The sequence below is a fragment of the Microbacterium sp. PAMC21962 genome (genome assembly GCF_019443465.1).
In the GTDB taxonomy this organism is placed as follows: Bacteria; Actinomycetota; Actinomycetes; order Actinomycetales; family Microbacteriaceae; genus Microbacterium; species Microbacterium hominis.
Genome location: NZ_CP080381.1, coordinates 452,103 through 470,096, shown reverse-complemented (window position 1 = coordinate 470,096; position 17,994 = coordinate 452,103). Strand labels below are relative to the sequence as shown.

Annotated in this window: 15 protein-coding genes; 7 read left to right on the top strand and 8 right to left on the bottom strand. The window is 69.9% G+C overall.

Translation table 11 applies throughout. The features are described from left to right. Window positions 1-39 precede the first annotated feature (39 nt). Both lpdA and KY498_RS02235 read right to left on the bottom strand, forming a co-directional pair. Complete coding sequence (gene lpdA, locus KY498_RS02240; RefSeq protein WP_191008587.1) at window positions 40-1,419, bottom strand: dihydrolipoyl dehydrogenase; 1,380 nt, start codon at window positions 1,417-1,419, stop codon at window positions 40-42. Further along, complete coding sequence (locus KY498_RS02235; protein WP_061781760.1) at window positions 1,416-2,885, bottom strand: leucyl aminopeptidase; 1,470 nt, start codon at window positions 2,883-2,885, stop codon at window positions 1,416-1,418. The genes lpdA and KY498_RS02235 overlap by 4 nt, the downstream gene beginning before the upstream one ends. 131 nt (window positions 2,886-3,016) lie before the next feature. On the opposite strand from KY498_RS02235, the gene KY498_RS02230 reads away from it, so the two are divergent. From KY498_RS02230 to KY498_RS02220, 3 genes are all read left to right on the top strand, one after another. Then, a complete protein-coding gene (locus KY498_RS02230; protein ID WP_060959542.1) occupies window positions 3,017-4,000 on the top strand; it encodes a proteasome assembly chaperone family protein in 984 nt (327 codons plus the stop codon). A gap of 206 nt (window positions 4,001-4,206) precedes the next feature. After that, window positions 4,207-5,547, top strand: a complete 1,341-nt coding sequence (locus tag KY498_RS02225) for an RNA polymerase sigma factor (RefSeq protein WP_191008588.1) — start codon at window positions 4,207-4,209, stop codon at window positions 5,545-5,547. Next, window positions 5,544-6,245 carry a coenzyme F420-0:L-glutamate ligase gene (locus KY498_RS02220; protein ID WP_191008589.1) on the top strand — a complete coding sequence of 234 codons (702 nt, stop codon included), beginning with the start codon at window positions 5,544-5,546 and terminating at the stop codon, window positions 6,243-6,245. The genes KY498_RS02225 and KY498_RS02220 overlap by 4 nt, the downstream gene beginning before the upstream one ends. Before the next feature lie 84 nt (window positions 6,246-6,329). Here the strand turns inward: KY498_RS02220 and KY498_RS02215 are convergent, their stop codons facing one another. Both KY498_RS02215 and KY498_RS02210 read right to left on the bottom strand, forming a co-directional pair. Then, window positions 6,330-7,355 carry a sugar-transfer associated ATP-grasp domain-containing protein gene (locus KY498_RS02215; protein ID WP_191008590.1) on the bottom strand — a complete coding sequence of 342 codons (1,026 nt, stop codon included), beginning with the start codon at window positions 7,353-7,355 and terminating at the stop codon, window positions 6,330-6,332. Window positions 7,356-7,423: 68 nt separating this feature from the next. Further along, complete coding sequence (locus KY498_RS02210; RefSeq protein ID WP_060959546.1) at window positions 7,424-7,642, bottom strand: hypothetical protein; 219 nt, start codon at window positions 7,640-7,642, stop codon at window positions 7,424-7,426. Window positions 7,643-7,834: 192 nt separating this feature from the next. On the opposite strand from KY498_RS02210, the gene KY498_RS02205 reads away from it, so the two are divergent. Further along, on the top strand, window positions 7,835-9,907 hold the full coding sequence (locus KY498_RS02205) for a type IIA DNA topoisomerase subunit B (RefSeq protein WP_375140947.1): 2,073 nt from the start codon (window positions 7,835-7,837) through the stop codon (window positions 9,905-9,907). 281 nt (window positions 9,908-10,188) lie between these two features. On the opposite strand, the gene KY498_RS02200 is transcribed toward KY498_RS02205, so the two are convergent. Continuing rightward, window positions 10,189-11,358 carry a sensor histidine kinase gene (locus KY498_RS02200; protein WP_223848929.1) on the bottom strand — a complete coding sequence of 390 codons (1,170 nt, stop codon included), beginning with the start codon at window positions 11,356-11,358 and terminating at the stop codon, window positions 10,189-10,191. Window positions 11,359-11,568: 210 nt separating this feature from the next. Between KY498_RS02200 and KY498_RS02195 the strand changes: the two genes are divergently transcribed. Further along, the gene (locus KY498_RS02195) at window positions 11,569-12,231 is read left to right on the top strand and encodes a response regulator transcription factor (protein WP_082734145.1); all 663 of its coding nucleotides are present in this window, start codon (window positions 11,569-11,571) and stop codon (window positions 12,229-12,231) included. Between the two features lie 6 nt (window positions 12,232-12,237). Here the strand turns inward: KY498_RS02195 and KY498_RS02190 are convergent, their stop codons facing one another. After that, complete coding sequence (locus KY498_RS02190) at window positions 12,238-14,682, bottom strand: DNA topoisomerase (ATP-hydrolyzing) subunit A (RefSeq protein ID WP_191008591.1); 2,445 nt, start codon at window positions 14,680-14,682, stop codon at window positions 12,238-12,240. Window positions 14,683-14,755: 73 nt separating this feature from the next. On the opposite strand from KY498_RS02190, the gene KY498_RS02185 reads away from it, so the two are divergent. Continuing rightward, complete coding sequence (locus KY498_RS02185) at window positions 14,756-15,892, top strand: alkaline phosphatase family protein (RefSeq protein ID WP_191008592.1); 1,137 nt, start codon at window positions 14,756-14,758, stop codon at window positions 15,890-15,892. 21 nt (window positions 15,893-15,913) lie between these two features. On the opposite strand, the gene sepH is transcribed toward KY498_RS02185, so the two are convergent. Beyond that, entirely contained in the window at window positions 15,914-16,960 is a 1,047-nt protein-coding gene (gene sepH, locus KY498_RS02180; protein ID WP_191008593.1) for a septation protein SepH, read from the bottom strand. Between the two features lie 245 nt (window positions 16,961-17,205). Between sepH and KY498_RS02175 the strand changes: the two genes are divergently transcribed. Beyond that, window positions 17,206-17,496 carry a DUF4193 domain-containing protein gene (locus KY498_RS02175; protein ID WP_060959552.1) on the top strand — a complete coding sequence of 97 codons (291 nt, stop codon included), beginning with the start codon at window positions 17,206-17,208 and terminating at the stop codon, window positions 17,494-17,496. A gap of 7 nt (window positions 17,497-17,503) precedes the next feature. Here the strand turns inward: KY498_RS02175 and KY498_RS02170 are convergent, their stop codons facing one another. Then, window positions 17,504-17,983 (bottom strand): DUF3093 domain-containing protein, encoded by a 480-nt coding sequence (locus KY498_RS02170; protein WP_060959553.1) that lies wholly within the window; start codon window positions 17,981-17,983, stop codon window positions 17,504-17,506. Window positions 17,984-17,994 lie beyond the last annotated feature (11 nt).

Here is a 17,994-nt window from a genome sequence, read left to right as displayed (position 1 = left end):
GCCCGGGCGTCGGACGCGGGTTGGGGTGGCGGATGGGGCTCAGATGGCGTGCAGCGGCTTGCCCGCCAGGGCGAGGAAGGCCTCTCCGAGGGCCTCGCTCTGCGTGGGATGGGCGTGGATGTAGGGGGCGATGTCCTCGGGATGGGCCTCCCAGCCGACGGCCAGCTGACCCTCGGTGATGAGCTCGCCGACCCGATCCCCGACCAGGTGGACCCCGACGACGGGGCCGTCGGCGACCCGCACGACCTTGACGATGCCGCCCGTGCCGATGATCTCGCTGCGTCCGTTGCCGGCGAGGTTGTACTCGTACGCGACGACGGCGTCGCCGTGGGCCGCGCGCGCTGCGGCTTCCGTGATGCCCACCGACGCGACCTCCGGGTGGGAGTAGGTCACGCGCGGGATCGTGTGCTCGGGCACCGCGATGGGGGAGAGCCCGACGATCTCCTCCGCGACGAAGATCCCCTGCTGGAACCCGCGGTGGGCCAGCTGCAGGCCGGGGACGATGTCGCCCGCCGCCCACACGTGGGCCACGCTCGTGCGCAGGCGGTCATCGACGACGACGAAGCCGCGCTCGATGCCGACGCCGGCCTCCTCGAATCCCAGGTCGGCCGTCGCCGGGCCGCGCCCGACGGCGACCAGCAGGTACTCGGCCGACAGCTCGCTGCCGTCCTCGAGAACGAGCGTGACCGCGGCATCCGTGGGCGTCACCGACGCGAAGCGCGACCCGAGCCGTGCCGTGATGCCCCGCTTGCGGAAGGCACGTTCCAGCGCCTTGCTCGAGGAGACGTCCTCCGCGGGGACCAGGTGATCGAGGGCCTCGACGATCGTGACCTCGGCCCCCATCGAGCGCCAGGCGCTCGCGAACTCGACGCCGATCACGCCGCCTCCGAGGACGATGACGGATGCCGGCACCTCGGTCAGGGCGAGGGCCTCCTCGCTCGAGAGGATGCGCCCGCCGATCTGGATCCCCGGGAGCGTGCGCGTGTAGGAACCGGTCGCGAGCAGCACGTCGGTGCCGCGATAGAGGTCCTCGCCGACGGCGATCGCCGGCCCGTCGGCATCCACCGCGAGCCGTCCGGCTCCGGCGACGACCGTGATCCCGCGCGCCTTCACGAGACCCTCGAGACCCTTGTACTTCTTGGCGACGATGCCCTCGCGGAACGCCGTGACGGCGGCCGCGTCGATGCCCTCGAACGAGGCGCGCACGCCCACCTGGGCGGCGTCGCGCACGCTGTCGGCGACTTCCGCCGCGTGCAGGATCGCCTTCGTCGGGATGCAGCCGCGGTGCAGGCAGGTCCCGCCGAGCTTGTCCTTCTCCACGAGCACCACCGAACGGCCGAGCTCGGCCGCTCGCAGGGCGGCGGCGTAGCCGGCGGAGCCTCCGCCGAGGACCACCAGGTCGGCGCGGTGTTCGGTCATCGTGCGTCTCCTTCGACGAATGCGAGCAGCGAACGGATGGTCGCCGCGGTCGGACCTTTGTCCGTGGCACCGGTGGCGGATTTCGTGGATCCGCTGCCGGCGATGTCCAGGTGCACCCAGGGGATGCGGGGCGCGTCCTCGGCATCGGACGTGCGTCCGACGAATCGCTGGAGGAACAGTCCCGCGAACAGCGAACCCCCGGTGGGGTCGCCGATCTTCGCGTTGACGAGGTCGGCGATGGGGGAGTCGAGCTCTTCCTCCATGTGGGCGGGAAGCGGCAGCGGCCACGCGGGCTCGTCGACGGATGCGGCGGCCTCGAGATACTCCGCGACCGCGTCCTCGCTTCCCATGACCCCGGTGTGCCGCGATCCGAGCGCGACCGAGATCGCACCGGTCAGCGTCGCGACGTCGATGAGGACGTCGGGGCGGGTGCGGCTCGCCGCCACCAGACCGTCGGCCAGCACCAGTCGCCCCTCCGCGTCGGTGTTCAGCACCTCGACGGTCGTCCCGCCGAGGATGCGCAGCACGTCGCCGGGGCGGATCGCGCGGCCGGAGGGCATGTTGTCGGCGAGACACAGCCATGCCGACACGCGCACCGGCAGCCGCAGCTGCGCCGCCGCGCGTACGACGGCGAGCACCGTCGCCGCACCGCACATGTCGTACTTCATACCGACCATGCCGGCCGCGGGCTTCAACGACAGGCCGCCCGTGTCGAAGGTGATGCCCTTGCCGACGAGCGCGACATGCCGAAGGGCGTCGGCCGGGTGGTAGTCCACCCGCACGAGTCGCGGGGGGCGATCCGACCCCTGGCCCACGCCGAGGATTCCGCCGTATCCGCCGTCGGCCAGCTGCGTCTCGTCGAGCACCTCGACCTCGACGGGGAGGTCACGCAGGACGTCCACGGCGGCGTCCGCGACATCCTGGGGGCCGAGCCATTCGGCGGGGGTGTGCACGAGGTCCTTGACCAGCGCGGCCGCCGCACCGACGGCGCGGACGCGTTCGAGCTCCGACTCCGACGGCGCGTGGTCCGCCCGCAGGATGACGCGACGGGCACGAGCCGGCGCCGCGGTGGTCTTGTATCCGTCGAACCGGTAGCCGCCGAGGACGGCGCCCTCCGCCGCACCGCGCCAGCCGTCGGCATCCGCGCCCACGGCCTCGATCGCGATGGTGTCGAAGCCCGCCGTGGTGCGGATCGCGGCGCCGACCGCGTCGCGCAGCGCCGACGCCCCGGGGCGCGAACCTGTTCCGACGACGATCAGGGGGAGGCGGGTGGAGTCGGCCACCGCGACGCGGATCGCCCCGCCCGGAGCGCCCGTGAAGCCGACCGCCTCGAGAGCGTCGGACAGGCCGGGCCAGTGCCCCAGCTCGTCGGCGACCTCCTCGAGAGGCGGCAGGGCCAGGACGAGGGCATCCGCCTCGATCCCGCGCAGAGGGTCGGTGGTGTACGACAGCTCGGGAAACGCCATGACCTCCATCCTAGGTTTGCCGTTCGCCGCTGTGGCGTGCGCCCGCCCCCCACCGGCGCGCCGCCCGCGCGTCGTGTTCGCTGTCAGCGGCACGCGGCGCCGCACGCGGCGGGGGCTCGTACAGTGGAACCATGCCCTTGAGCGGTCCCCTCTACGAGCGCGTCGCGTCGGCCCCACCCGTGCCCGCGGGCATCCCGATGGTGATCGTGCTGACCGGATTCACGGATGCCGGCGGTGCGGTCTCGCAGATGGTCGACATCTTCCGCGAGGACCTGGATCCGGCGCCGCTGGTGACCTTCTCGGCCGACGTGCTCCTCGACTACCGTGCGCGGCGCCCCACGATCACCTTCGACGCCGACCATCTCTCGGACTACCGCCCTCCGCGGCTGGAGCTGTCGCTCGCGCACGACGCGATCGGCCAGCCGTTCGTGCTCCTCGCCGGGTACGAGCCCGATTTCGCCTGGGAGTCGTTCGCGGAGACGGTCATCGGGCTCGCCGAGGGCCTTCAGGTGTCCTCGGTGACCTGGGTCCACGCCATCCCGATGCCGGTGCCCCACACGCGCCCCATCGGAACGACCGTCAGCGGCACCCGCAGCGATCTGACGCAGGCGCACTCCGTGTGGCAGCCGCACACGCAGGTGCCGGCGACCGTGGGACATCTGCTCGAGCACCGCTTCGCGCAGAGCGGCGCCTCCGTCTCAGGGTTCGTGCTCCTCGTGCCGCACTACCTCGCCGACACCGACTATCCCGCCGCGGCGTTGGCCGGTCTCGACAGCCTGTCGGTCGCGACGGGCCTCGTCTTCGACGCGGACGGCGTGCGCGAGGAGAACCGGGAGTACGTCTCGAAGGTCGACGACCAGGTCGAGGGCAATCCCGAGCTGACCGCGATGCTGCGCACTCTCGAGGAGCGGTACGACTCCTACATGGCCGGCTCCAACCTGGGCCAGCCGATCATCCACACCGGAGATCTGCCCAGCGCCGATGAGCTCGCCGCCGAGCTCGAGCGCTTCCTCGCCGATCGTCGCACCGATGACCACCGCCGCGACGACGACCGCCGCGGCGAGGACCGCAAGGGCGACGAATGGCGCGGCGACGACCGGCGCGGCCGGCGCTGAGGGGAATGCCCGCCCGTCCCACGACGTTGTGGATGCTGTGGGGATCCTGATCGACTGTTGCGCACGGTGGATCCGATGATGTATGCGACAATGGATCCCTGACCCGTTGTCGACCGAAGGCCGTTTCCCCTGGAAGCGGCTGCGGACTTGACAAGGGTCTTACTCCTGTCCGAAAACCCGGCGCTCCCGTCGGTGAAAGGCAAGACGTGACCTCAGGCACGAAGACCACCCGCTCCCGCAAGGTCGAGGAGGAGGAAGCCACGGAGTCCACCACGGAACAGGCCACGAAGAAGCCGGCGGCCAAGAAGGCTCCTGCCAAGGCGCCGGCGAAGGCGAAGGCCGCCCCCAAGACGGCTGCGAAGAAGGCCACGTCGGACGACGACGAGGAGCTGGACGACGACGTCGAGCTCGATGAGGCCGACATCGACGACACCGCCGACGAGGCGACGGACGACGACGCGGAAGACGCTCCCGTGGCCGCGGCCGCCAAGAAGGGCGACGGCGAGGACGACGACGAGGAAGAGGACGGCGCGACCAAGCCGGCCTTCTCCGAGCCGCTGCCGACCGGCGCGATCGTCATCTCGTCGAGCGACGAGGACGATGTCCCGGTCTACTCGACGCAGATCACCGGCGCGACCGCCGACCCGGTCAAGGACTACCTGAAGCAGATCGGCAAGGTGCCGCTGCTGAACGCGGCCGAAGAGGTCGAGCTCGCGATGCGCATCGAGGCGGGTCTGTTCGCCGAGGAGAAGCTGTCGCACATGTCGGCCGCCGAGAAGTCGAGCCAGCTCGGCCTCGACCTCCAGTGGGTCGCCCGCGACGGACAGCGCGCCAAGAGCCACCTGCTCGGCGCCAACCTGCGCCTCGTCGTCTCGCTGGCCAAGCGCTACACGGGCCGCGGCATGCAGTTCCTGGATCTGATCCAGGAGGGCAACCTCGGTCTCATCCGCGCGGTCGAGAAGTTCGACTACACCAAGGGCTTCAAGTTCTCGACGTACGCGACGTGGTGGATCCGCCAGGCCATCACCCGCGCCATGGCGGACCAGGCGCGCACCATCCGCATCCCCGTGCACATGGTCGAGGTCATCAACAAGCTCGCCCGCGTGCAGCGCCAGATGCTCCAGGATCTGGGACGCGAGCCCACGCCCGAGGAGCTGTCGCGCGAGCTCGACATGACCCCCGAGAAGGTCATCGAGGTGCAGAAGTACGGCCGCGAGCCGATCTCGCTGCACACCCCGCTCGGAGAGGACGGCGACAGCGAGTTCGGTGACCTGATCGAGGACACCGAGGCCGTCGTGCCCGCGGATGCCGTCGGGTTCACGATGCTGCAGCGTCAGCTCGAGTCGCTGCTCGACTCGCTGAGCGAGCGCGAGGCGGGCGTGATCCGCATGCGTTTCGGTCTCGGCGACGGGCAGCCGAAGACGCTCGACCAGATCGGCGACACGTTCGGGGTCACCCGCGAACGCATCCGCCAGATCGAGTCGAAGACGATGGCCAAGCTCCGCCACCCGTCGCGGTCGCAATCGCTGCGGGACTATCTCGAATGAGCGCCGACGTTCCCAACGACGGCAAGGTGCTCACCGTCACCGTCGAGGGGACGACGTTCGCGCGGATCCCGATCCGCACGCGCGTCGTCATGCCCGGCGACGACCTGGACGCGTTCGTGACGGAGTACGCCGCGGCCGAGGTGACGGAGGGGGACCTCCTCTTCGTGACCGAGAAGATCGTCGCGATCACGCAGGGCCGCTCCTACACCCTCGACGAGATCCAGTCGCGTGCCCTCGCGCGCTTCCTCTCGAAGTACGTCACCAAGACCTCGTACGGCATCGGCCTCGGCATGCCCGAGACCATGGAGATGGCGCTGCGCGAATGCGGCACCGTGCGCATCCTGTTCGCGGCCGCGGTGAGCGCCGTCACGAAGCTTTTCGGGCGACGGGGCGACTTCTACCGCATCGCCGGTGACAAGGCGCGCGCGATCGACGGGCCCACGAACGGCACGATCCCGCCCTACAACCGTGCGGTCGTGCTCGGACCGACCAAGCCGGCCGAGGTCGCGACGCGACTGCGGACGCTCCTCGGCGGGCAGGTGGAGGTCGCCGTCGTCGACATCAACGACATCGGCGGCAACATCCTCGGCTCGACGCTCGACAAGGCGGGGGAGCGCCGGCTCGTGCGCATCCTGGCCGACAACCCGCTCGGGCAAGGCCACGAGTCGACTCCGCTGGGAATCATCCGCACCGTCTGAGCCCCACGACGCGAGAACGCCGGCGCCTCCGATTCGGGAGCGCCGGCGTTCTCTCGCGTCGAGGGAGTGTCTTGCCGCGTGCGCTCAGAACCCCATCGCGGCGCGATAGCGCGGCAGGTGCCCGTGCCGGATGCCGGTGGCCGACGGCTTGTTCTCGAAGACGCCCGCGCCCCAGTTGCCCTCGACCAGCACGGGACCGGTCGGCGTCACGACGATGTCCCAGCCGACGTAGCGCACCTCGGGGATGACGAGCGCGACGTCCGAGATGAGGGCGCGCACCTCGTCGATCATCGGCAGTCGATAGTCCGCGATGCGAAACCCCGTGTCGGGGTGGGTCTCGAACAGCTCGCCCGACGTGGAGTAGCCCATGCCCATCGCGCGCCCGTCCTCGTGCAGCGCGGTGTAGAAGCCGCCGAACGACGCCTGGTCGCTCACCTGGCCCCGCCCGAACTTCTGGGCCATGTTGATGATCTCGACCGTGCCGTCGTCCTTGACGAACGTGGTCACCCGCGTCGTGTTGGCGGTTCCGGGGGCGATCGCCTCGAGATCCGGATGCTGGACGATGCGCTCCTCGATGAGCACCTCGCCCTTGTTCCTCAGCTCCGCGTGGAACGCCTCCCAGTCCGTCACCTCGGCGGCGTCGTAGCGGCGCACGCCGAGCCCGGACTTGCTGACGGGGACCTTGGCGATGAAGACCGGATGCCGCTGCGCGAAGGCACGCAGTTCCTCGACGTTGTCCGGTACGAGCTCGAGCCACTCACGCCCGAGGAAACGATCGAAGTCGCGGTTGAAGTCCACCTTGTGGTGGAACCGGTGGACCTGGGCGGGATCGTCGTAGCGGTTGGACAGCTCGAGGGCGAGGGGACTCGTGACCCAGGTGGCGCGCTCGGCCCGCGTGAGGATCGCGAAGTCGAACTCCATGTAGTCGTTGAACCCGACGCGGTGGCGCGCCGCCGACCAGAGCATGTCCACCAGCACGAGCGGATAGCTCTTGCCGTGGACGTTCGCGGTGAACCGCGCCCGCTCCGTCAGCGAGGCGACGTCGAGCCCGCGGGCGCGTTCGACGAGGACCGCGAAGCGGTGGAACAGCGGAAGGCCTCGAGATGCCATGGCAGAGTCCTCCCAGGGACGAGCGGGAACGGGGTTCCCCTCAGTCTACGTGGGGGCCTGCGTGAGGCTCAGCGCGCCTCGGCGAGGCGCGCGGTCTCGTCGTGCCACGACGTGGCGACGGCCCGCAGCTTCTCCTCGTACTTGCGTCCGTGGTGCGCGCAGAACAGCAGCTCGCTGCCGTTCACCTCGGCGGCGATGTAGGCCTGCGCACCACACGAGTCGCAACGGTCCGTTGCGCTCAGTCGGTACTCGAGGACGTCGGGCTCTGCGGTGGTCGACATGCTCATTTCGGGTCCTCCTCGGTACATGAGTTGCGGTGCGGTGTCATGACATACAACCACGCCCTGGCCGCAGGAATGCCGCGATCCGGTCACATTTCGCTGTGCGCGTACCCCGCCGCGGTGCGGGAATACGGCGGTTCGGGAACGGAGTGTGTGTCGCGGCCGCAGTGTCGGCGGGGCTGGATACGCTTGAGGATTGTGACAGCCGAGTATTCCGCCCACCACCTGCAGGTGCTCGAGGGCCTGGAGGCCGTCCGCAAGCGCCCCGGCATGTACATCGGGTCCACCGACTCGCGGGGACTCATGCACTGCGTCTGGGAGATCATCGACAACTCCGTCGACGAGGCCCTCGCCGGCTACGGATCGCGTATCGACGTCGTCCTCCACGACGACGGCAGCGTGGAGGTGCGCGACCGGGCCCGCGGCATCCCCGTCGACGTCGAGCCCCGCACCGGCCTCACGGGCGTCGAGGTGGTCTTCACCAAGCTGCACGCCGGCGGCAAGTTCGGCGGAGGCTCGTATGCGGCATCCGGTGGTCTGCACGGCGTGGGCGCCTCCGTCGTCAACGCCCTCTCCGAGCGTCTCGACGTCGAGGTCGATCGCGGCGGCAAGACGTACGCCATGTCGTTCCGCCGGGGAGAGCCCGGTCGCTTCGACGGCCCGAGCCCCGATTCCGCGTTCACGCCGTTCGAGCGCGCGTCCGAGCTGCGGGTCATCGGCAAGGCGGCCAAGGGCGTCACGGGCACCCGCATCCGCTACTGGGCCGATCGGCAGATCTTCACCAAGGATGCGACGTTCCATGCCGACGAGCTCGAGCAGCGCGCGCGGCAGACGGCCTTCCTCATCCCCGGCCTCGAGATCGCGATCGTCGACCAGCGCGGAGCCGAGGTCGTCGAGACGACCCACCGCTACGACGGCGGCATCTCCGAGTTCGCCGAGTTCCTCGCGCCCGACGCGGCCATCACCGACACATGGCGGCTGACGGGCACGGGCACGTTCACGGAGACCGTCCCCGTGCTCCAGGCCGGCGGCGCCATGGTGCCGACCGAGGTCGAGCGCGAGTGCGAGGTCGACATCGCGTTGCGGTGGGGCACCGGCTACGACACGGTCACGCGGTCCTTCGTCAACATCATCGCGACGCCGAAGGGCGGAACCCACCAGGCCGGCTTCGAGCAGGGCCTGATGAAGGTCGTCCGCACGCAGGTGGAGCAGAACGCGCGGCGTCTGAAGGTGGGCGCGGGCGAGAAGCTCGAGAAGGACGACATCCTCGCCGGGCTGACGACCGTCCTGACCGTGCGCCTGCCCGAGCCGCAGTTCGAAGGACAGACCAAGGAGATCCTGGGAACCCCGGCGGTGCGCACGATCGTGGCGAACGTCGTCGCCAAGGAGCTCGGGGAGCGGTTCGCCTCGACCAAGCGCGACGACAAGTCGCAGACCGCCCTGCTGCTGGACAAGGTCGTCTCGGAGATGAAGGCGCGCATCTCCGCGCGCACCCACAAGGAGACCCAGCGCCGCAAGAACGCGCTGGAGTCGTCGTCGCTGCCCGCCAAGCTCGCGGATTGCCGCACCTCCGACGTCGAGCAGTCCGAGCTGTTCATCGTCGAGGGCGACTCCGCCCTCGGCACGGCCAAGCTCGCGCGCAACAGCGAGTACCAGGCCCTCCTGCCGATCCGCGGCAAGATCCTGAACGTGCAGAAGGCGTCGATCAGCGACATGCTCTCGAACGCCGAATGCGCCGCGATCATCCAGACCATCGGTGCCGGCTCCGGCCGCAGCTTCGACCTCGAGGCGGCGCGCTACGGCAAGATCATCCTCATGAGCGACGCCGACGTCGACGGTGCGCACATCCGCACGCTCCTGCTGACGCTGTTCTTCCGCTACATGCGCCCGCTCATCGAGGCGGGACGGGTGTACGCGGCCGTGCCGCCGCTGCACCGGGTCATCGTCGTCAATCCGGGATCGAAGCCGAACGAGACGATCTACACCTACTCGGAGCAGGAGCTGCACGCCTTGCTCGCGAAGGTGCAGAAGTCGGGGCGCCGGTGGCAGGAGCCCGTCCAGCGCTACAAGGGTCTCGGCGAGATGGATGCGGATCAGCTGGCGGAGACCACCATGGATCGTGCCGGGCGGCTGCTGCGGCGCGTCCGGGTCCAGGATGCCGAAGCCGTCTCGGGCGTCTTCGAGCTCCTCATGGGCAGCGACGTGGCACCCCGGCGCGACTTCATCGTCACCTCGAGCGACAAGCTGGACCGCGAGGCGATCGACGCCTGAGGGCCCCTGAAAACGCGCGGGGCCCGAAACCGATCTGGGGGGATTCGGTCTCGGGCCATCGCCGCGGCTACGGGGGACATCCGGATGACGACGAAACCAGATCGGTCTCCTCGTCCCCGAAATCACGGACGTCACGCGCCGTGCCCTGTGAAGAACCGACTGGGGATCAGCTCTTCGGCTAGATAAACAGTAGGCGCGCGAAGATGGCCACGACCTCGACGATAGGCGGATTCGCCTGCGACTTTCGTATAGACCTGTGGCGCGAGGACATCCCGCCGGGATCAGCCGGTCAGGGGGAGCGAAGCGCTCACGACCCAGCCGTTGGACTTGCGTTCGGACTCGAAGGTTCCGCCGAACAGGCGGAAGCGCTCGCGGAGCCGCATGATGCCGTAGCCCGACGCGGGAAGACCCGCGGTGCGCGCCGGCGGGGAGTCGTCGGCGAAGGTGAGATGCACCCAGCCGCGTTCGACCCGCAGGACGATCTTGACGTTGTGGGCACCCGTCGCGTGCTTCAACACGTTCGTCGCACTCTCGCGGATGACGCGGGTGAGAGCGACCAGCGATGCGCTCGGCAGGCGGAGGTCGGCGGGGATGTCCGCGTGCACCTGGATGCCGGCCTGACCGAGTTCCTTCGTCACGGCGGCGATGGTGCCGTTGATGCCGTCCGGAGAGGAGACGCGGTCGGGCGAGAGGTTCTCTTCACCGCGCACCATGCCGAGAACGCGGCGGATGTCGGTGAGGGCCTGAACGGCCGCCTCGCGGATCGCCGTCTGCGACTGCGACCGCGTCTGCACGTCTTCGGTGCGGTCCAGGACCGCCGCGTGCAGGGCGACGATGGTGATCTCGTGCGCGACGATGTCGTGCAGCTCGTCCGCGATGAGATCGCGCTCGTGCTTGAGCTGCTCGGCGACTTCGCGCTCGCTGACTTCGAGTTGTAATGCCAAAGACTGCGCCCTCTCGTACTGTTGCCGGATCGCCAGACCGATCATCAGACTCACGACACTGAGGATGGCGACGATGAGCCCGCCCAGTGGCTGGAAGACGGAATCAGGCCTCCAGACGACCGCGACAAGCCAGACGAGCCATGCCACGAAGTACACGGCCGTGAGCAGACCACTGCAGCTGAACGCCACCAGGCCGAGGATCGCCGCCCCCGCGAGGAGGCTGTCGGCAATTCCCGTGACACCGGCCAGCAGCGCCGCAACCACCAGGACGATGGCCGCGACCGGCGGACGCCATGCGAAGAGGGCAACCGAAAGGGTGATGCTTGTCGTGATGGCGGCAGAGATGATGTTGCCCGGACCTCCGGACGTCGCCCGGAAGAGCGAGTCGAGGATCAGGGCCACTGCCGCGAGAATAATGACGATGCGCCGAGCGGCGGGCCGCAGCGGCTGGTACGCCCAGAAGGGCGCTCGCACGAAGCGAAGAAGGTTCTCTCGAACGGAGGTCACCTCGCGATTATCTCGCGAATGTGCACCCTCACTTGAAGATACCGATGAGCTGTCCAAGCCAGTACCACATGTGTTTCACCTCCTGCAATCTCTCGAATCGATTCTTCAAACAGAGGTCCTCTCGCACGACCGACGTATAGCTACATCAGTTGCGACTTTCGTCGATATCGCGTGGAATCGGCGCCACAGCGCTGTTCGTAAGATGGGGATGTGACGGAACCGATTCGGGTGATCATCGTCGACGACGAGTCGCTGGTGCGCGCAGCACTGCGCGTCTTCCTCGATTCGGCTGACGGCTTCGACCTGGTCGGTGAGGCCGACAACGGCATCGACGCGATCGCGCTGGTACGCAGCACCCACCCCGATGTCGTGCTGATGGACGTGCAGATGCCGAAGATGGACGGCATCGAGGCGACGCAGCGGCTGACGCGGGAGTTCCCGGGCATCAAGATCGTCGCCCTGACCACGTTCTCGTCCGAGCGCGTGATCGTGCCGATGCTCAGCGCGGGCGCCTCCGGCTTCCTCGTGAAGGACACGTCGCCCGACCGCATCCTCGACGCCGCTCGTCTCGCTCACGAGGGCGGATACGTGCTCTCACCCCGGGTGGCGAAGGAACTCGTGAGCTCGGTCCAGCAGAACGAGCCCCCGGCGCCGCGCCAGGTCGGACGGGACGAGGAGCTGACCGAGCGCGAGCTCGAGGTGGTCACCCTCCTCGCCCAGGGCATGTCCAACGCGGAGATCGCCGCCGCGATGTTCGTCTCGGAGGCGACCGTGAAGTCGCACCTGGGCCGCATCACCGCCAAGTGGGGTGTCCGCGACCGCATCCAGGTGCTGATCCGCGCCACGCAGTACGGACTCGTCTCGCTCGGCTGACGCCCCTCAGACGATCGCGGTGCCGACCGCGGCGACGACGGCATCCAGGGCCTGTCCGGACGCGTCGCGCTTGGCGCCGACGTCGGGGAGCGTTCGCACCGCACCGTCGGCCGCGAGCGCACGCGGCTCGACGCCGACCCACGCCAGGGTGAGCGCGTCCTCGCCCTTGAGCAGGCGCTGCGCGCGCACGCCGCCCGTGGCGCGGCCCTTCGGCGGGAACTCCGAGAAGGACGAGACCTTCGCGCTTCCCGCATCGGTGCCGGCGATCGCGAGCAGCGAGCCCGCGATCGTGACGACCACCGCGGCGTCGGCATCCGTGACGGCCGTGAACGCGATCACGCTCGCGCCGTCCGAGAGCCGGATGCCCGCCATGCCGCCCGCCGAGCGCCCCTGGGGACGCACGCTCGACGCATCGAAACGCAGCAGCTGCGCATCGGATGCCACGAACACGAGCTCTGCGCCGTCGGGCGCGATCGCCGCGCCGACGACGCGGTCGCCGTCCTTCAACGAGATGATCTCGACGTCGTGCTTGCCCGGCGCCAGCTCCGCGGTGGAGACGCGTTTGACGACGCCCTGCGCCGTGCCGAGAGCGACGACGACCTCTCCGAGCGGGACGATGCCGACGACGTGCTCGCCCGCCGCCAGGCCCAGGTACTGATCCGCGCGCGTCCCCGCAGCCAGCTGGACGGCATTGGCCGGCACGGAGGGCAGGTCGACGGGGGAGAAGCGCACGAGGCGTCCGAGGCTGGTCACGGCGCCCACATCGCCGCGCGTCGTGGCATCGACGGCGGCGCGGATGCCGTCGTGCTTCGCACGCCGCGTGGGGGCGACCACCTCGCCCGACTCGCCGAGCTCCGCGCGCACCATGCGACCGGTGGCCGACAGGAAGACCCGACAGGGCGCGTCGGCGATCTGCAGGTCGGCCGGCGCCGCGCTGCGCGAGCGCGCGGCGACGGGCCCGCCGTTGAGCAGCATCGTGCGCCGCGGTGTGCCGAACGTCTCCGCCGCGGCATCCAGCTCGTGCGCGACCTGCCGACGCAGCAGCACGTCGCTGGCCAGCAGGGCTTCCAGCTCGGCGATCTCCTTCTTCAGCGCATCCTGCTCGGTCTCCAGCTCGATGCGGGAGAACCGGGTGAGACGGCGCAGGCGCAGTTCGAGGATGTACTCCGCCTGCACCTGCGACAGGTCGAAGACGCTCATCAGCTTGGAGCGCGCCTGCTCGCTGTCATCGGAGGCGCGGATGACCTGGATCACCTCGTCGATGTCGAGGATCGCGATGAGAAGACCCTCCACGAGGTGGAGTCGCTCCTGCTTGCGGGCAAGGCGGTAGCGGCTGCGCCGGGTGACCACCTGGATGCGGTGGTCCAGGTAGACGCGCAGGAGCGGCTTGAGCCCGAGCGTCTGCGGCTGGCCGTCGACGAGCGCCACGTTGTTGATGCCGAACGAGTCCTCGAGCGGGGTGAGGCGATACAGCTGCTCCAGGACGGCCGCAGCGTCGAAGCCGGTCTTGATGCCGATCACGAGCCGCAGCCCGTGGTTGCGGTCGGTCAGATCGTTGACGTCGGCGATGCCGGTCAGCTTCTTCGCGTTGACGGCATCCTTGATCTTCTCGATCACGCGCTCGGCGCCCACCATGTAGGGCAGCTCGGTGACGACGATGCCGGTGCGACGCGGTCCGAGCGACTCGATGGAGGTCTTGGCCCGGGTGCGGAAGGTGCCGCGCCCGGTCTCGTACGCCTCGGTGATGCCGTCGAGGCCGACGATGATGCCGCCGCCGGGCAGATCCGGCCCGGGAACGAACTCCATGAGCTCCGCGGTCGTCGCGTCGGGGTTGTCCAGCAGGTGGATCGCCGCCGCGACGACCTCGATGAGGTTGTGCGGCGCCATGTTGGTGGCCATGCCCACCGCGATGCCCGAGGCACCGTTGACCAGGAGGTTCGGGAACGCTGCGGGCAGCACCGCCGGCTGCTGGAACTGGCCGTCGTAGTTGGGGACGAAGTCGACGACATCCTCGTCGAGGTTCTCCGTCAGCGCGAGCGCGGCCGGAGCCAGTCGCGCCTCGGTGTAGCGGGCCGCGGCGGGACCGTCGTCGAGCGACCCGAAGTTGCCGTGCCCGTCGACGAGGGGCACGCGCAGCGCGAACGGCTGAGCGAGGCGCACGAGCGCGTCGTAGATCGCCGAGTCGCCGTGCGGGTGGAGCTTGCCCATGACCTCGCCGACCACGCGCGCGCTCTTGACGTGTCCGCGGTCGGGCCGCAGGCCCATGTCGGACATCTGGAACAGGATGCGCCGCTGCACGGGCTTGAGCCCGTCCCGGGCGTCGGGAAGGGCGCGGGAGTAGATCACCGAGTACGCATACTCGAGGAAGGAGTCCTGCATCTCCGCAGAGACGTCGACGTCCTCGATGCGGCCGTGATCCTCGGGGATGGACGCGGTGCGCGAAGCTGCCATGGATGTGCGGTTCCCTCGGTGCTCGGGTGGGCCGGGAAGAGGGGCCCGTGCGCCGTGTGCGAGACTGGCCCCGATGTCTCTCAGCCTACCCGCGGACCCGCCATCGGCCCGGAGCCTCACCGGTATCGTGCCGCAATTGCTGCGCTCTCTGAACGGCCCCGCGGACTGGTTCCCGCCCGCCCGTTCGGCCGTCCTCGTGCTCGTCGACGGGCTCGGTCGGGGCAACCTCGCGGCCCGCGCCGGCCACGCCCGCTTCCTCATGGAACGCCTGACGAAGAAGGACACCGCGCGCAGCACCTTCCCGTCGACCACGGCGACGGCGCTCACGAGCCTGCTGACCGGAGTGGATGCCGGCATCCACGGCATCGTCGGCTACCGCGGCCGCGTGCCGGGCACCTCCTCCGCTCCCAACCAGCTCAAGGGATGGGAGACCGACCGGCTCGACCCCCTGACGTGGCAGCGGGCGGAGCCGCTGCTGCAGCGCGAGTCGGACGCCGGGCGGGCGTGCTTCGTCGTGAGCAAGAGCGTGTACCGCGATAGCGGCTTCACCCGCGCGATCCAGCGCGGGGCGACGTTCGTCGGTGCAGCGACTCCCGCCGAGCGCCTCGCCACGGCCGCCGACCTCGCCGCGACCCACGCCGGCGCTCTCGTCTACGTCTACCTCCCCGAGCTCGACACCCTCGGGCATGCGCACGGGTGGGAGTCCGAGAACTGGTTGCGCGGCCTCGAAGACCTCGACGCCGAGCTGCGCCGCTTCGAGAACGCGCTGCATCCGGGCACCGGCGCGCTCGTCACGGCGGATCACGGCATGGTCGACGTTCCCGCTCACCGCCACGTGCTGCTGCGCGAGGGCGACGCGCTCCTCGACGGCGTCGAGCTGGTCGCGGGCGAGCCGCGTCTGCTGCAGCTGTACAGCGAGGAGGGCGCCGCCGACGGCGTCGCCGCACGCTGGCGGGAGGCCGAGGGCTCACGCTCGTGGGTGCTGACCCGCGCGGAGGCGATCGCCGCGGGCCTCTACGGTCCCGAGGTGGATGCCGAGGTGCTGCCGCGCATCGGCGATGTGCTCGTCGCGGCCCGCGGGGCCGTGGCGTACTACGACGACCGTCTCTCGGACAAGAAGCCGCAGCGGATGGTCGGACAGCACGGCTCACTCACCGATCAGGAGCGCATCGTCCCGCTGATCCGGCTCGGCGCCTTCACCACCCGGTAGCGCGGCGCGACTCGAGGCGGCTCAGCCGTCCTCGGTCCGCGCGCCGAAGACGATCTCGTCCCACGACGGCATGGAGGTGCGGCCCTTGCGCCGCGACGCCTCGCTGATGACGGTGTCCTCGATGCCGGCGGCGCTGTCGTCGGTCTCGGCGTCGGCGTCGTCGTAGCCCGGTTCGAGCGCGTCGAAGAGTGCGACGGGGGAGTGGGCGCGTTCGGGTGCCGACTCCTCGGCCGGCATCGGCTCGCGCTGACCCCTGCGCCGGCGCAACGCCTCCAGGAGGTCCGCCGTCTCCGCCGAGGTCACGGCATGATCGGGGGCCCGCTTGATCGCGGCATCCTGAACGGCGGGCGCGACCGGCGTGCGCACGTCGGGCCGGACGATGTCCGCCTCGGGTGCCGTTGCGGAGGGGTCGAGGTCGAGGCGGCGGGGACCGAACGCCCCCGAGTCGAATCGGGACGCATCCTTCAGGGGCGAGGCGTCGAGCGCGCGCAGCCGGGGGATCAGCCCCTCCGGCAGCGAGCCCTGACGCGAGAGCTGCGTCGCGTCGGTGTTGAGGGGCGCGAGGCTGCTCCGGCGCGGGTCGAAGCTCCACCGCGCGTCGTGGTCGACCTCGTTGGCCGTGAACTCGAGCTTCACGACCCAGCCGTCCTCGTCCTTCCAGCTGGTCCAGCGTTCGCCGGTGGCGCCCGCTTCCGCGAGCTTGGCGCGCACCGCCACGCCGAACGTCGGCTGCGCGTTCGCGTCGAGCTCGCCGGCGATCAGCACGGGAACGGCGAGGGCCTGACCGACGATGTGCTCGCGCTCGGCCAGCACCGGGCGCTCGAAGCGCTGCACGTCCTCGATCCGCGCACCGAGGAGCTCGGCGACCTCCTGCGCCGACAGGCCGGAGCGGATGTGGGCCTGGATGTCGCGCGGGCTCGGTCGCGCGGAACGCGGTTCGCTCTCACGCTGGGAGCGGCGCAGCTGACTGCGCAGCGTCTCATCGACCGGCAGGGCATAGCGCTCGCCCGCCTCCGTGGCGAGGACGAGGATGCCCTCTTCGGTTCCGATGACTTTGAGCTGTTCCATGCGAAACACCCCTCCCGTTCCCTGCTCGGGCACGATTCCGTTGCCGCGCCCATGCTGTCACAGCAGATCGCCGCCCCTGGGAATATCGCGGGCGTGCCGCGAGTTCCATGCGACGCACCCGCCGGAAGCGGGCACGCGCACGACGATCATTTGCGAAATCCCGACCCGTCGTGCAAACTATCGCCGCCCCACGTCGGTCCGCCCGCCGCTGGTCGGCATTTGGCAACAACCTGGAAGTTGAGAGCATGGCGACCGATTACGACGCCCCCCGCAAGACCGACGACGACAGCGAGTCGATCGAGGCTCTGAAGGAGCGCGTTCCCGACAAGATGTCCGGGGCCGTCGACGTCGAGGATGCCGACAACCCCTCGGGCTTCGAACTGCCCGGAGCCGATCTCTCCGACCTCGAGCTCGACGTGGTCGTGCTCCCGCCGCAGGAGGACGAGTTCACCTGCATCGAGTGCTTCCTCGTGAAGCACCGCACGCAGATCGACCACGAGACCGCCGGCGGCGCCGTCTGCGTCGAGTGCGCCTGATCTGACGTCAGCGCGTCTGCGCACGCCTGATCGCGGCGATGACCCGGTCAGGCGTGCGTGTCGCGAACACCCACTGCGTCACCGGGTCGCCCGGATCGGTGACGGCGATCCGCACCACCGGGTCGATGCCGCCCCTGAGCAGATGCCACGCGTCGCGCGAGAGCTCCGGCCCCCGAGCCGCCCGGGCCTCCTCGCCCCAGAGGGCCTCCGCCTCGCCGAGGTCGTCGACGCCGATGTGGGCGCGACCGACCCGCAGCTCGCCACCTCGCACCTCGACGACGGGGGAGGCGAACACCATCAGTGCGATCAGGGCCGCCGCCACGGCGATGCCGGCCCCGAGAGCGATCGTCGGATCGAGCGGCACGAAGACCAGCGCCACCATGGGCGCGAGCACGGCGGCGCTCAGCAATGTCCACAGCGACGGGCTGAGCCGCTCGCGGTAGACGAGGTCGGTGGGCGAGAAGGGGGCTGTGGCGGCGATGTGCATTACCCTCGTGG

What these genes read in the sequence shown, in the direction of transcription:
- lpdA (WP_191008587.1), bottom strand. Translation starts at nt 1,419, where the DNA reads ATGACCGAACACCGCGCCGACCTGGTGGTCCTCGGCGGAGGCTCCGCC.
- KY498_RS02235 (WP_061781760.1), bottom strand. Translation starts at nt 2,885, where the DNA reads ATGGCGTTTCCCGAGCTGTCGTACACCACCGACCCTCTGCGCGGGATC.
- KY498_RS02230 (WP_060959542.1), top strand. Translation starts at nt 3,017, where the DNA reads ATGCCCTTGAGCGGTCCCCTCTACGAGCGCGTCGCGTCGGCCCCACCC.
- KY498_RS02220 (WP_191008589.1), top strand. Translation starts at nt 5,544, where the DNA reads ATGAGCGCCGACGTTCCCAACGACGGCAAGGTGCTCACCGTCACCGTC.
- KY498_RS02215 (WP_191008590.1), bottom strand. Translation starts at nt 7,355, where the DNA reads ATGGCATCTCGAGGCCTTCCGCTGTTCCACCGCTTCGCGGTCCTCGTC.
- KY498_RS02210 (WP_060959546.1), bottom strand. Translation starts at nt 7,642, where the DNA reads ATGAGCATGTCGACCACCGCAGAGCCCGACGTCCTCGAGTACCGACTG.
- KY498_RS02190 (WP_191008591.1), bottom strand. Translation starts at nt 14,682, where the DNA reads ATGGCAGCTTCGCGCACCGCGTCCATCCCCGAGGATCACGGCCGCATC.
- KY498_RS02185 (WP_191008592.1), top strand. Translation starts at nt 14,756, where the DNA reads ATGTCTCTCAGCCTACCCGCGGACCCGCCATCGGCCCGGAGCCTCACC.
- sepH (WP_191008593.1), bottom strand. Translation starts at nt 16,960, where the DNA reads ATGGAACAGCTCAAAGTCATCGGAACCGAAGAGGGCATCCTCGTCCTC.
- KY498_RS02175 (WP_060959552.1), top strand. Translation starts at nt 17,206, where the DNA reads ATGGCGACCGATTACGACGCCCCCCGCAAGACCGACGACGACAGCGAG.
- KY498_RS02170 (WP_060959553.1), bottom strand. Translation starts at nt 17,983, where the DNA reads ATGCACATCGCCGCCACAGCCCCCTTCTCGCCCACCGACCTCGTCTAC.